Below are 13,838 nucleotides of genomic sequence, written 5' to 3' on the forward strand. Positions count from 1 at the left end.
GACACGCACGAGGTCACCAACCAGGTGCCCGACCTGTACGGCCACGACGTGGCCGCCGACCCGACCCTGCTGGCCGCCCTGCACCGGGCCGGGGCGGTCCGTCACGTCCGTCAGAGGGACTTCTTCAGGAAGTCGACCTGGAACAGCATGAGGTTCTCCGCGACCTCCTCCTGCGGGGTCATGTGGGTGACCCCGGAGAGCGGCAGCACGACGTGCGGGCGGCCGGCGGCCAGCAGGGCGGAGGAGAGCCGCAGGGTGTGCGCGGCCACCACGTTGTCGTCGGCCAGGCCGTGCACCAGCAGCAGCGGGCGCTCCAGCTTCGCCGCGTCGCCGGTCAGGGTGTTGGCCTCGTACACCTCGGGGCGCTCGTCGGGGTGGCCGAGGTAGCGCTCGGTGTAGTGGGTGTCGTAGAGCCTCCAGTCCGTCACCGGGGCGCCGGAGACGGCGGCGTGGAAGACGTCCGGGCGGCGCAGCACCGCGAGGGCGGCCAGGTAACCGCCGTAGGACCAGCCGCGGATGCCGACCCGGCCGAGGTCCAGCGGGTACGTGCCGGCGAGCGCCCGCACGGCGTCCACCTGGTCCTCCAGGGTGGCCCCGGCGAAGTCGAAGGCGATCGCCTTCTCCCACTCCGGGCTGCGGCCGGGGGTGCCCCGGCCGTCCGCCACGACCACCGCGAAGCCCTGGTCGGCGAACCACTGCGAGGTCAGGTGCGGGTTCTGCGACTGCGCCACCCGCTGACCGTGCGGGCCCCCGTACGGGTCCATCAGCACGGGCAGCAGGCCGTCCCGCTCCCGGTCGTAGCCGGTCGGCAGGAAGACCGCGCACGGGATCCGGCGCTCCCCGGCGAAGACGAACTCGGGCCGGGCGGTGATCACCGGGGTCTCCGCGTACGAGGCGACGGTGGCCACCGTCGCGCCGCCGCGCAGCACCTCGGCCCGGGCGCCGTTCCAGGAGGTGTCGGCGGAGAGCAGCACCGTGACGTCGCCGCCGCGGACGGCCGAGACCACCCCGGCCGTGCCGAGCCGGGTGAGGCCGGTGCCGTCGGGGGCGACCTCGAAGGTGCCGATCCAGCCGGGCTCCGCCGAGTCGTCGGCGGGGCCGCCGGAGGCGGTGAAGAGGATGGTCTCCGCCACCGAGAGCACCGAACGTACGTGCAGTCGCGCGTCGGACAACGTCAAGTCGCCGGCCACCAGGACCCGGACGCCGTCCTGGTCGGCGATCCGCACCAGGCGGCCGTCGGCCGTCCGGGACGGGGAGCCGGCGAACAGGTCGAGCCAGACCTCGTCCCGCTCGGCCAGCTCGGTGGTGGTGGCGCCGGTGGCCTGATCGACGGTCAGGTAGCGCTGGGTGCGCTGGTGGCGGGCCTGCACCAGCAGGGTGAGGGCGCTGCCGGACCAGTGCACCCGGGCCAGGTACGGCTCCTCGGCGCCGTCCCAGCCGACCTTGGTGCGGCCGCCGTCCAGGTCGAGCAGCCACAGGCCGACCTCGGCGTTGGCGGTGCCGGCCCGGGGGTAGGCCACCTCGGCCGGGACGACGTCCGGGTTGGCGGGGTCGGCGATCCACCAGCGGGCCACCGGGGCCTCGTCGGCCCGGGCGGCCAGCAGCCGGTCACCGGACGGGGACCACCAGAAGCCGCGGTCCCGGTCCATCTCCTCCTGCGCGATGAACTCGGCCTGACCCCACGTCACCCCGTCCCGCTCGGGGGTGGCCAGCGCGCGGTCCCCGCTGCCGTCGGCAGCGGTCACCCGCAGCTCGCCGGCGGTGTTCGCGTACGCCACCAGGGAGCCGTCCGGCGAGGGCCGCGGGTCCAGCACCGGGCCCTCGGCGGGCAGCTCGCGCGGCGCCCCGCCGCCGGCCAGGTCCACCGCGAAGAGGCGGCCGGAGAGCGCGAAGGCCGCCAGCGAGCCGGAACCGTCCAGGGCGTAGCCGACGATGCCCGCCGAACCCTCCCGGCTGCGCTCGCGGCGGGCCTTCTCCGCCGCCGAGAGGCTCTCCTCGCCGCCGCCGAGCAGCTCCACCGGGTCGGCGGCGACCCGCTCCGCACCGGTGGCCGGGTCGAGGGTCCAGAGCAGGTTGGCGCGCTCGGCGCCGCCCCGGGAACGCAGGAAGACCACCCGGGAACCGTCCGGTGCGACGGCGAACGACCGGGGGGCGCCGACGGTGAACCGCTGGGTGCGCGCGTACTGCCGGGGGAAGGTTTCAGTGCTCATGGCACGAACTCTAAGGCCCCACGAACGACCGTCATCACCCGTTCGGCGCAGCGCCCGTGACCTGCCGTCAAGCGGCTCGCGGGCCGCTCCCACCGGCCCGGATGCCGATCTTGGGGCTCCGCGCGCAGCCATGCGGACTCACGGAAAGTAATGCAGCGCTCACCGATCGGGTATCCCTTGAGTCATCACGTCCCCTGCCGTCCTGTCCCCGGGGCGGCACACCCGAGAAAGGGTGTGAGCCTGATGGCTCTGTCCATCTCCGCAGCCGTGCTGATGCTGGTCATCGTGGTGGTGCTGATCCGCCGGTCGGGTCTGAAGCTGGCGCACGCGATCGTCTGCGCACTGCTCGGCTTCTACCTCGCCTCCAGCTCGATCGCCCCGTCGATCCAGCAGGTCACCAGCAACGTGGCCGGGATGATCAACGGCCTGAAGCTCTGAGGGCCCGTCGCCGGTCGGCTGCACCGGCGTACGGGCCGCGATCGGTAGGCTTCGCGGCATGACCGCTGCCTCCGACCGGCCCGAGCGCCGGCTGCTGCTGGTGCACGCGCACCCCGACGACGAGTCGATCGGGAACGGCACCACCATGGCCCGGTACGCCGCCGAAGGGGCCGGGGTCACCCTGGTGACCTGCACCCTCGGCGAGGGCGGTGAGGTGATCCCGCCGGAGCTGGCGGAGCTGACCGCGGACCGGACCGACCGGCTCGGCGAGTACCGGATCGGTGAACTGGCCGCCGCCATGCGCGAGCTGGGCGTCACCGACCACCGCTTCCTGGGCGGGCCCGGCCGCTACCGGGACTCCGGGATGATGGGCCTGCCGGAGAACGACCGGCCGGACTGCTTCTGGCGGGCCGACCTGGACGAGGCGGCCGGACACCTGGTCGCGGTGGTCCGCGAGGTCCGGCCGCAGGTGCTGGTCACCTACGACGAGCAGGGCGGCTACGGGCACCCCGACCACGTCAAGGCCCATCAGGTCGCGATGCGGGCCCACGAGTTGGCCGCCGATCCCGGCTGGCGCCCCGAGCTGGGCCCGGCCTGGCGGATCGCGAAGGTGTACTGGAACCGGATGCCCCGCCCGGTGATCGAGGCCGGGCTGGCCGCCGTGGCCGCCGCCGGCCCCTTCCCCGGGGTGGCCGAGCCGGGCGACGTGCCCGGGGTGGTCGACCCCGAGGTGGTCACCACCGTGCTCGACGGGACGGCGCACGCCGGGGCGAAGGCGGCCGCGATGGCGGCGCACGCCACCCAGATCACCGTCAAGGGCGAGTGGTTCGCCCTCAGCAACGACCTCGGTCAGCCGCTGGTGGCCACCGAGTACTACCAGCTGGTCCGCGGCGAGCCCGGACCCGAGCGGCCGGAGACCGACCTGTTCGCCGGTCTGGAGGTCCAGCGATGAGCGGCATGGCCGAGACCACCACCACCGGGGCCCGGTCCGCCCGGAGCCTGCCCGCCAAGGTGTTCGGCAGCCGCAGCGGGCGGCTGGCGGAGGCTCAGCCGCCGCGCGGCGCCCGGGTGGTGGCCTACCTGGTGCTGCTGCTGCTAGGGGCCGCGGTCTCGCTGACCGGCTGCTTCGTGCAGGCGCTCTGGCCGCCGGCCGGTCTGCTGCTGGCGCTGGCCGCCACCTGGGCGGTCTTCTACGGCGGCCTGCGGGTGACCGGCACCAAGCTGGGGGCCGGGGCGCCGCTGGTGGGCTGGTTCCTGGTGCTGCTGGTGCTGATGGCCCCCCGCCCGGAGGGCGACTTCGTGCTCGCCGCCTCCTTCACCTCCTACGCCTACCTCTTCCTCGGCGCGGTCTCCGGAGTGGTCTGCGCGACCCTCCCGACCCGGGGCGGCTTCGGTCTGCTGAACCCGTGACGGCACGTCAGGGCACCCTCCGGGCCGCACCCTCTGCCGGAGATGCCCGACCTGTCCGCGGAACCGCACAGTATGGTGGTGCCGCGACAGGCGGTTCGACGTACGCCTGCGCAACTGGTGTCGGAGGGTCACTCGGCCGGGCCGAGGTCCCACAACCCGCGACCGCACGTCCCACACGAGCGGGCCGCGAACCCGGAGCAGAGCAGCATTGAGCAGCCGCGAACCTGACAGCGCGAACCCGTCGCCCCGGCACACCGGGCCGGACGCCTACCCGTCGGGCACCCCGCCCTACGGCACCGGCGTCCCGGGCGGCTTCGGCGCCGCCGACCCGTTCGGTGTGACGCCCGGTCAGCCCGCGGCCGCCCAGGCGGGCCCGGGCGAGGGCGAGGACACCCCCAAGACCGAGACCACCCTGACCACCCGGGTCCGGATCAACATCCCGGGCTCCCGGCCGATCCCGCCCGTGGTGATGCGCAGCACGGTGAAGAGCGAACCCGCCGCCGCTGCCGCGCCCGAGGCGCCCGGCGGGCCCCGGCACCGCTCGGCCACCCCGTCCTCCCCCGTCCTGGGCGTGGTGGACGCGGCCGCCCCCGCCGGGACCCCGCCGAACCTCCCGCCGGAGTGGCGCCAGGAGACCGGCCCCGCGCCGGTGGACGGCGAGTCCACCGGCGAGTGGTTCCGGCCCCGCCAGAAGGGCGCTCCCGCCCCGGTGGCCGCCGGAGCGCCCAGGCCGGAGGCGGGCGCCCCCCGCCCGGCCGCACGCCCGTCCGCGCCCCAGGCCGCACCGGGCGGCGCGCACCCCACCCCGTCCGGCGCGCCGGCCTCGCCGTTCGCCCCTGCCGACCCCTTCGCGCCGACCGACCCCTTCGCCCAGGCCGACCCCTTCGCGGGTCCTGGAGCCGTCGGCACCCCGCGTGCTGACGACCCGTTCGCTACGCGGCACCCCGCAGGCGGCTCGCCGTACGCGAACGACCCCTACGCCAACGACCCGTACGCGGCTCCCCCGGCCGGCGGTCCGCGCCCGCAGGGCGAGCCGGAGGACACCCGGATCGGCGGCTTCGACCCGGTCCGGGACGACTTCGACGCCTACGCGGCCGGCGAGGCCGCCATAGCCGCCGGCCCGGCCGCCGGTGCGCCCGCCGCCCCGGCCTCGCCGTACGGCCAGGCGGACCCGTTCGCCCCGGCGGACCCCTTCGGGACCGACCCGTTCGCGGCCGGGCCGGGCCGGGCCGGACAGCCGGGCCAGGCCGTGCCGCAGGACCCGTTCGGCGCCCCCGCCGACCCCTTCGGCAGCCGTCCCGCCGGACAGCCGGGCGGGCCTGACGCCCCGTCGGCGGCCCGCCCCGAGGGGCGCTTCGCCAACGTCCCGTACGAGCCCGCCGAGCCGTTCCCGGGCAACCGCCCGACCGGCCCGCGCGGCGCCGCCCGCCCCGGCGGCGGTCCCGCCGCCGACCCGTTCGGCACCTCCCCCGCCGCCCAGGGCCCCGGGGCCGCCGAGGCCGAGGAGGCGCCGGCCCAGGAGGCCGCGAAGCCCAAGGCCGCCGCCAAGCCCAAGGCGGCCGAGCCCGCCCCGGCCCCGCGCGGCAAGGCCGGGAAGCTCGCCACCTACGCCGTCGGCGGTCTGCTGTTCGCCGGCGCCGCCGCGTACGGCACCGGCCTGATGCTCAATCAGGCCGACATCCCCCGGGGCACCACCGTGCTGGGCACCGACATCGGCGGGTACACCCGCGACCAGGCGGTGACGGCGCTGGACTCCTCGGTGGCGAAGACCGGCCAGAAGCCGCTCAGGCTCAAGCTCGGCGACCAGACCGTGGAGCTCGACCCGGCGACCGCCGGCCTGGCCTTCGACACCACCGCGACGGTGGACGGGCTGACCGACCACACCTACAACCCGGTCGAGGTGATCGGCTCGCTGGCCGGCGGCAGCAAGGCCGTGCAGCCCCAGGTGAAGGTGGACCGGTCCAAGCTGAAGGCCGCCCTGGAGGGCCTCGGCGCCAAGACCAGCCAGGGGCTCCAGGAGGGCACCGTCCGCTTCACCACGGACGGCAAGACCGAGGTCGTGCCCGGCCGGGCCGGGCAGGCCGTGGACGCCGCCGCCGCGATGGACAAGGTCGAGCAGGCCTACCGCGCCAGGGCCGCCGGACAGCCCGACGCGGAGCTCGCGGTGCCGGTGACGGCCGCCCAGCCCAAGGTCTCCCCCGAGGCCCTCCAGGCGGCCGCCGACGGCCTCGGCAAGCAGGTGCTGGCGGGGAACGTCACGGTGCAGGCCGGCGGCAAGACCTGGACCTTCGGGAAGGCGACCGCCGCCAAGGCCCTCACGCTGGCCCCGGACGCCTCCGGCAAGATGGCGCTCAGCTGGGACCTGGCCAGGCTGGAGGAGTCACTGAACGGCACCTTCGACAAGGTGAAGACCAAGAAGGGCGGCACCTCGGTGGCCATCACCGCCCAGGACGTCGCGGACGGCATCGCCTCGGTGATCGACAAGACCACCGCCAAGGACCGGACCTACAAGTTCGCCTGAGCGGGGGCCAGTTGAGCCGGCGCGGGGCCGGTACCGGATGATCCGGTGCCGGCCCCGTCGCATTTCCGGCCCCCGGCCGCTGCGGCGAAAACTCGCCAGTGGCGTGAATTTGCCAGCAACGGTGCGTGACAACAACCCGCGCTGATTTGGGCCGTTGGACCCCAAATTCCCCGTAGCCCTCAACAAAGCGGTAGCGTCCGATTATCGGACATGCAATTGCACTGGACATTCGAGGACAGAGCAACCAAAACGGACAGTGGGTCTACGCGCATCACATGCTCGAACAGGGGAACGGTCCGTCCTGATACCGGAGTTGCGAAGCTCGGGTTACGGACGCGTGAACGTCGGTTGTAACGATATGTCCGTTTTAGGCCGTATCGCTGAGTGCTTGTCAAGGTGTCTGGAACTACGAAGTGGTTGACATTCCAACACGAAGCAAGAAATGCACGGCCAGCAACTGGGGAACTCTTGACGTTCGATAAACGACTTGCAAGAGTCCGTGCGATCACCTTTTTGCAGCCGCTACACCCCGGGCGGGAGCTCCAGCACCATGACTAACCCCACCAAGGCCACGGCCGAGGCCGACACCGTAGGGACGGCCGACACCATCGCGCCGACCGCGACGTCGGCCACGACGTTCAAGGGCCTGTCCCCGAGGACCATCAGCTGGCGTCGCTTCAAGCGCGACCGCACCGGCGTGGTCTCGGCGTTCATCGTGGCGTTCTTCGTCCTGGTGGCGCTGTGCGCCCCGCTGATCTCGATGGTCTACGGCAAGGACCCGTACACCCTGTACGGCCAGGACGACCCGAGCCTGCTGAACGACTTCGGCTTCCCGCTCGGTGCGAACGGCGGCATGAGCGGTGACTTCTGGTTCGGCCTGGAGCCGAAGCTCGGCCGTGACGTCCTCATGCAGCTGGTCTACGGCATCCGCACCTCGCTGCTGATCGCCCTGATCGCGACCCTGCTGTCCACCGCGATCGGTGCCGTCATCGGCGTGGCGGCCGGCTACCTCGGCGGCAAGACCGACTACTTCGTCGGCCGGGTGATCGACGTGCTGCTGGCCTTCCCGTCCACCCTGTTCTTCATCGCCTTCACCCCGGTGCTGTTCGCGGCCTTCTACAAGCCGGACGAGAACATCCCGTCCTTCGCCCGCGCCGTGGTGCTGGTGGCCGTCCTGGTGATCTTCGGCTGGGCCGGTCTGGCCCGACTGATCCGCGGCACCGCGCTGGCCTTCCGGGAGCGCGAGTTCGTCGAGGCGGCCCGGGTCACCGGTGCCTCGCCGTTCCGGATCATCTTCAAGGAACTGCTCCCCAACCTGTGGACGCCGATCCTGATCCAGGCCACGCTCTCCCTCCCCGCCCTGGTGACCGCCGAGGCCGCACTCTCCTTCCTCGGCGTCGGCATCATCGAGCCGACCCCGGACTGGGGCCGGATGATCGCGGCCGGCACCGACGTCTACCAGGACGACATCACCTATCTGATCTTCCCCGGGGCTTCGCTGGTGATCTTCGTGCTCGCCTTCAACCTCCTCGGGGACTCGGTCCGGGATGCACTCGACCCGAAGACCAAGCGCTGACGCAGCGTCGCCCAGGCGCTGAACACTCCCAAAAAGTTGAGCAACCGCACACCTCGGCAGCCGCCGCGGCCGTGCTGACCAGCCGGTTAACCGACAGGCAGGACGACATGATTTCTCGCAAGACCCTCCAGGCGGCCGCAGCAGTCGTGGCCGTCGGCACCCTGACCCTCACCGCCTGCTCCAGCGGCGGTGGCGGTGGCACCAAGAGCGGCGACAAGGCCTCGGCCTCCCCGTCGAAGTTCAACGAGCACCCGAACATCGTGGTCGGCACCGCCGCGGACTCCCAGGGCCCGGCCAAGCCGGTCGAGGGCGCCAAGGCCGGTGGCACGGTCAAGAACATCGAGCGTGACGACTACGAGCACCTCGACCCGGCCCAGGTGTACTCCAACACCGGCTCCAACTTCTCCCTGCTGATCACCCGTGGCCTCACCGGCTACAAGCAGGAGGGCAACACCGTCAAGCTGGTCGGTGACCTCGCCACCGACACCGGTGTCGCGAGCGACGGCGGCAAGACCTGGACCTTCAAGCTGAAGGACGGCGTCAAGTGGGAGACCGGCGACGCCATCACCTCCGCTGACGTCAAGCACTCGATCGAGCGCTCCTTCGCCCCCTTCATCACCCAGGGCGCGACCTACGTCCAGCGCTGGCTGACCGAGGAGGACTACCGCAAGGCCTACGCCGGCCCGTACGACGGCAAGCACCTCGACAACGTCACCACCCCGGACGAGAAGACCATCGTCTTCAAGTTCGCGAAGCCGCACGCCGACTTCAACTACGCGATGGCGATGACCACCTACGGTGTCGTCTCCCAGAAGGGTGACACCAAGGAGGAGTACGACAAGAAGCCGGTCTCCTCCGGCCCGTACAAGATCGTCAACCGGGTCACCGACAAGTCGCTGAGCCTCGAGCGGAACACCAACTGGGACGCGAAGACGGACCCGATCCGCCACGCCTACCCGGACAAGTGGAACTTCGAGTTCGGCTACCAGGCCATCCCGGCCACCGACAAGCTCCTCGCCGCCGACAAGGGCGAGGACGTCAACACCATGTCGTTCTACTCCGGCGTGGCCGGCGACCGCCTCCAGAAGGTGCTCGACGACGCCTCGGTGAAGGACCGTCTGGTCAAGGGCGAGAGCCCCTACGCCGACTACTACTACATCAACAACAAGAAGGTCACGGACCTCAAGGTCCGCCAGGCCCTCAACTACGCGTGGCCGCACCAGCAGATCCGCACCACGGAGGGTGGCCCGGCCACCGGCACCTACTCCACCACCCTGCTGAACCCGTCGGTCGCCGGCTTCCAGGACTACGACCTGTTCGGCAAGAAGGAGAAGCCGACCGGTGACCCGGAGAAGTCCAAGGCCCTGCTGAAGGAAGCGGGCAAGGAGAACTACAAGATCGTCTACGCGTACAACAACACGCCGAACCAGCAGAAGGTCTCGGTCGTCATCGAGGACGCGCTGAAGAAGGCCGGCTTCGAGGTCGTCCTCAAGCCGATCGACACCAAGACCTGGTACGACGAGATCTCCAAGGTCGACAAGCAGTTCGACGTCTTCTGGGGTGGCTGGGGCGCCGACTGGCCGAACGCCTCCACCGTCCTCCCGGTGCTGTTCGACGGCCGCCTGATCCAGGACGGCTCGAACAACTACGCCAACTTCAACGACCCCGAGGTCAACGCCGAGATCGACCGGATCCTCGACCTGGCCGACCTGAACGAGCAGAACAAGGCGTGGGGCGCCCTGGACAAGAAGATCATGGAGAAGGCCGCCCTGATCCCCGGCATCCAGGAGAAGTTCTACATCCTGCACGGCTCCAAGATCGGTGGCGCGACCTACGACGCGCTGGGCAAGATCATCTCCCCGAACGACGTGTTCGTGAAGCAGTGATCACAGCCTGACCGGTAGTACCCCCGTGGTGCCCGCCGCCGCCCAGCGCGGCGGCGGGCACCACAGCCACCCAGACGGATGGCGCGAAGTACCACAGCCCCAGCCCGCCCCACCACGCCGGCCGCCGAACACCCCCCGTGCGGACCAGGCGTGACATGCGATCAGGAGATCCCGCTCCCATGTTCCGCTTCCTCGTGCGCCGGACACTAGGTGCGGCTGTGATCCTATTGATCATCAGCGCCATCACCTTCTTCCTCTTCTACGCGGTCCCGGCCGACCCCGCCCGGTCCTTCTGCGGCAAGACCTGTGACGCGAGCACCCTGGCGCAGATCAAGGTCAACCTCGGGATGAACGAGTCGGTTCCGGCCCAGTACTGGCACTGGCTGGTCGGCATCTTCGCCGGCCGCGACTACGCCGCCTTCGGTGCCTGCGCGGCACCGTGCCTCGGCTACTCCTTCGCGAACAAGGAGCCGGTGCTCGGCACCATCCTGGACCGCTTCCCGGCCACCATCTCGCTCACCCTGGGCGCTGTGGTCGTCTTCCTGATCGTGGGCGTGGGCGCCGGCATGCTGGCCGCGCACAAGCAGGGCACCATCATCGACAAGGCCGCGAGCTCCATCTCGCTGTTCTTCTCCTCGATGCAGATCTACTTCATCGGCACCGTGGCGATGTACTTCCTGGTGTTCAAGAACCAGATCTTCACCCAGCCTCACTACAACAACTTCAGTGACGGCATCGGCGAGTGGTTCTCCGGTCTGCTGCTGGCCTGGCTGGTGCTGGCCCTGATCTTCACCGCCAACTACACCCGCATGACCCGTTCCTCGATGATCGAGCAGCTCACCGAGGAGCACGTGCGGACCGCACGGGCCAAGGGCATGTCCGGCCGCACCGTCTTCATGCGCTTCGCCTGGCGCGGTGCGATGGCCCAGATCGTCACCATCCTCGGCCTGGACCTGGGCTCGCTGCTCGGTGGCGCGATCATCACCGAGACCACCTTCAACATCCACGGCATCGGCAAGCTGTCCATCGCGGCGGTCGTCGACAACGACCTGCCGATGCTGATGGCGGTGGTCGTGGTGGCAGCCGCACTGATCGTCTTCTTCAACATCATCGTGGACGCCGTGTACGCCCTCATCGACCCCCGGATCCGTCTCGCATGAGCGCCATGAACCGCTCCGAGCACCGCACGACCCCACGAGGAGTACGCCCGTGACCACCCAGGCCAAGCCCCAGGCCGCCGCCGACCGGAGCGACAGCTCCGCCTTCCTCTCGGTCCGTGACCTCGCGGTCAGGTTCAAGACCGAGGACGGCATCGTCAACGCGGTGGACGGCCTCTCCTTCGAGGTCGAGAAGGGCACCACCCTCGGCATCGTCGGTGAGTCCGGCTCCGGCAAGTCCGTCACCAACCTGGCGATCCTCGGGCTGCACAACCCGGCCGTCACCACCATCACGGGCTCGATCCGGCTGGGCGAGGACGAGCTGGTGGGGATGACCAACCGTCAGCTGGAGCCGCTGCGCGGCAACAAGATGGCGATGATCTTCCAGGACCCGCTGACCGCGCTGTCGCCGTACTACACCATCGGCCGGCAGATCGGCGAGGTGTTCCGCAAGCACACCGGGGCCAGCAAGAAGGAGGCGCGGGACCGCGCCATCGAGATGCTGACCAAGGTCGGCATCCCGCAGCCGACCACCCGGGTGGACGACTACCCGCACCAGTTCTCGGGCGGCATGCGCCAGCGCGCGATGATCGCCATGTCGCTGGTCTGCGACCCCGACCTGCTGATCGCTGACGAGCCGACCACGGCGCTCGACGTGACCGTCCAGGCCCAGATCCTGGACCTGCTGAAGGACCTCCAGCAGGAGTTCGGCACCGCGATCATCATGATCACCCACGACCTCGGCGTGGTCGCCCAGACCGCCCACGACGTGATGGTCATGTACGCCGGCCGGGCGGTCGAGCGCGGCACCGTGCGCGAGGTTCTGAAGGCCCCTCAGCACCCCTACACCTGGGGCCTGCTGTCCTCGATGCCGAGCCTGAGCGGCCCGCTGGACGTCCCGCTGACCCCGGTCCGCGGCACCCCGCCGAGCCTCATCAACCTCCCGACGGGCTGCCCGTTCAACCCGCGCTGCGACCACCGGGAGCAGGTCACCGGCGGCAAGTGCACCAGCGAGCGTCCCGCGCTCGCCCCCGCCACCGGCCACGCCACCGCCTGCCACCTCGCCCCGGCGCAGAAGCAGGACATCTTCATCAACCAGATCCAGCCGCGGCTCGGCTGAACGGGACGGCGAATCACATGAGCGACCAGATCACCCTCGACAAGCCCGAGGGCACCGCCGCCCCGACCGGCACGCCGCTGCTGGAGATCAAGGGCCTGGAGAAGCACTTCCCGGTCCACGGCGGCTTCCTGATCAAGCGCAAGGTCGGCGCCGTGCACGCGGTGGACGGCATCGACCTGACCGTGCACGCCAACGAGTCGGTCGGCCTGGTCGGCGAGTCCGGCTGCGGCAAGTCGACCCTGGGCCGGCTGGTCACCCGGCTGCTGGAGCCCACCGGCGGAAGCATCAAGTACCAGGGCCAGGAGATCGCCCACGCCAGCCGCAGGGACATGGCGCCGATCCGGTCCGACATCCAGATGATCTTCCAGGACCCGTACTCCTCGCTGAACCCGCGTCAGACGGTCGGCGCCATCATCGGCGCGCCGATGGAGATCAACGGGATCGAGCCGGCCGGCGGCGTGCAGCGCCGGGTCCAGGAGCTGCTGGAGACCGTCGGTCTCAACCCGGAGCACTACAACCGCTTCCCGCACGAGTTCTCCGGCGGCCAGCGCCAGCGCATCGGCGTGGCCCGCGCGCTCTCGCTGAACCCGAAGCTGATCGTGGCCGACGAGCCGGTCTCCGCGCTCGACGTCTCGATCCAGGCCCAGGTCGTCAACCTGCTGCAGCAGCTGCAGAAGGAACTGGGCATCTCCTTCCTGTTCATCGCGCACGACCTCTCGATCGTCCGGCACTTCTCGCAGCGCGTCGCGGTGATGTACCTGGGCAAGATCGTCGAGATCGCGGACCGCAAGTCGCTGTACGAGAGCCCCCGGCACCCGTACACCCACGCGCTGCTCTCCGCCGTCCCGGAGGCCGACCCGGACGACGTCCGCGAGCGCATCCGGCTGGTCGGTGACGTCCCGTCGCCGATCAACCCGCCGTCCGGCTGCCGCTTCCGCACCCGCTGCTGGAAGGCGCAGGACAAGTGCGCGACGGAGGAGCCCCCGCTGGTCCAGCTCTCCGGCAACGTCGACGGCCACCTGACGGCCTGCCACTTCCCGGAGGAGGGCTCCACCTCGGTGCCCGAGCCCCGCACCGCCAAGGAACTCTGAGCCCACGCCAAGGGCCCCTCCCCCACCCCGGGGAGGGGCCCTTGCTCATGCCTGGCCGTTCTCGCGGTCCTCCTCGCGCTCCGCCGCGAAGTGGCAGGCCGAGTCGTGCAGGGCCAGCCCCTGGAGCCACGGCCGGCCGGTGAGTTCCGGGACCTCCTCGGCGCACTTGGGCTGGGCCTTCCAGCAGCGGGTGCGGAAGCGGCAGCCGCTGGGCGGCTTGGCGGGTGACGGCACGTCACCGGTGAGCACGATCCGGTCCCGCGACTCGCGGGCGCTCGGGTCCGGCACCGGCACGGCCGACAGCAGGGCCTGGGTGTACGGGTGGGTGGCGTGCTCGTAGATCTCCAGGTCGCTGCCGATCTCGACCATCTTGCCGAGGTACATCACGCCGACCCGGTCGGAGATGTGACGGACGATCGAGAGGTCGTG

Annotated in this window: 11 protein-coding genes; 9 read left to right on the top strand and 2 right to left on the bottom strand. The window is 71.0% G+C overall.

The window, feature by feature from the left end; genetic code table 11:
- Positions 1 to 110: 110 nt before the first annotated feature.
- Positions 111 to 2,210 (bottom strand): alpha/beta fold hydrolase, encoded by a 2,100-nt coding sequence (locus ACWCYY_RS39895; protein WP_449798871.1) that lies wholly within the window; start codon positions 2,208 to 2,210, stop codon positions 111 to 113.
- Between the two features lie 243 nt (positions 2,211 to 2,453).
- Between ACWCYY_RS39895 and ACWCYY_RS39900 the strand changes: the two genes are divergently transcribed.
- From ACWCYY_RS39900 to ACWCYY_RS39940, 9 genes are all read left to right on the top strand, one after another.
- Positions 2,454 to 2,648, top strand: a complete 195-nt coding sequence (locus ACWCYY_RS39900; RefSeq protein WP_345282187.1) for a DUF2304 domain-containing protein — start codon at positions 2,454 to 2,456, stop codon at positions 2,646 to 2,648.
- 58 nt (positions 2,649 to 2,706) lie between these two features.
- Positions 2,707 to 3,600 (top strand): N-acetyl-1-D-myo-inositol-2-amino-2-deoxy-alpha-D-glucopyranoside deacetylase, encoded by an 894-nt coding sequence (gene mshB, locus ACWCYY_RS39905; RefSeq protein ID WP_345282185.1) that lies wholly within the window; start codon positions 2,707 to 2,709, stop codon positions 3,598 to 3,600.
- Complete coding sequence (locus ACWCYY_RS39910) at positions 3,597 to 4,058, top strand: DUF6113 family protein (protein WP_449798872.1); 462 nt, start codon at positions 3,597 to 3,599, stop codon at positions 4,056 to 4,058. The genes mshB and ACWCYY_RS39910 overlap by 4 nt, the downstream gene beginning before the upstream one ends.
- A 208-nt stretch (positions 4,059 to 4,266) precedes the next feature.
- Complete coding sequence (locus ACWCYY_RS39915; RefSeq protein WP_449798873.1) at positions 4,267 to 6,579, top strand: peptidoglycan binding domain-containing protein; 2,313 nt, start codon at positions 4,267 to 4,269, stop codon at positions 6,577 to 6,579.
- Between the two features lie 550 nt (positions 6,580 to 7,129).
- Complete coding sequence (locus tag ACWCYY_RS39920; RefSeq protein WP_345282179.1) at positions 7,130 to 8,155, top strand: ABC transporter permease; 1,026 nt, start codon at positions 7,130 to 7,132, stop codon at positions 8,153 to 8,155.
- Between the two features lie 107 nt (positions 8,156 to 8,262).
- Positions 8,263 to 10,041 carry an ABC transporter substrate-binding protein gene (locus ACWCYY_RS39925; protein WP_449798874.1) on the top strand — a complete coding sequence of 593 codons (1,779 nt, stop codon included), beginning with the start codon at positions 8,263 to 8,265 and terminating at the stop codon, positions 10,039 to 10,041.
- A 179-nt stretch (positions 10,042 to 10,220) separates the two neighbouring features.
- The gene (locus tag ACWCYY_RS39930; RefSeq protein ID WP_345282174.1) at positions 10,221 to 11,201 is read left to right on the top strand and encodes an ABC transporter permease; all 981 of its coding nucleotides are present in this window, start codon (positions 10,221 to 10,223) and stop codon (positions 11,199 to 11,201) included.
- Between the two features lie 49 nt (positions 11,202 to 11,250).
- Positions 11,251 to 12,318 carry an ABC transporter ATP-binding protein gene (locus tag ACWCYY_RS39935; protein WP_345282172.1) on the top strand — a complete coding sequence of 356 codons (1,068 nt, stop codon included), beginning with the start codon at positions 11,251 to 11,253 and terminating at the stop codon, positions 12,316 to 12,318.
- A gap of 17 nt (positions 12,319 to 12,335) precedes the next feature.
- Positions 12,336 to 13,409 carry an ABC transporter ATP-binding protein gene (locus tag ACWCYY_RS39940; RefSeq protein ID WP_345282170.1) on the top strand — a complete coding sequence of 358 codons (1,074 nt, stop codon included), beginning with the start codon at positions 12,336 to 12,338 and terminating at the stop codon, positions 13,407 to 13,409.
- Positions 13,410 to 13,454: 45 nt separating this feature from the next.
- Here ACWCYY_RS39940 and ACWCYY_RS39945 read toward each other — a convergent pair.
- Positions 13,455 to 13,838: oligopeptide/dipeptide ABC transporter ATP-binding protein (locus tag ACWCYY_RS39945; RefSeq protein ID WP_449798875.1), on the bottom strand; the 384-nt coding region annotated here is incomplete at its 5' end.

The sequence above is a fragment of the Kitasatospora sp. NPDC001664 genome, from assembly GCF_053596675.1.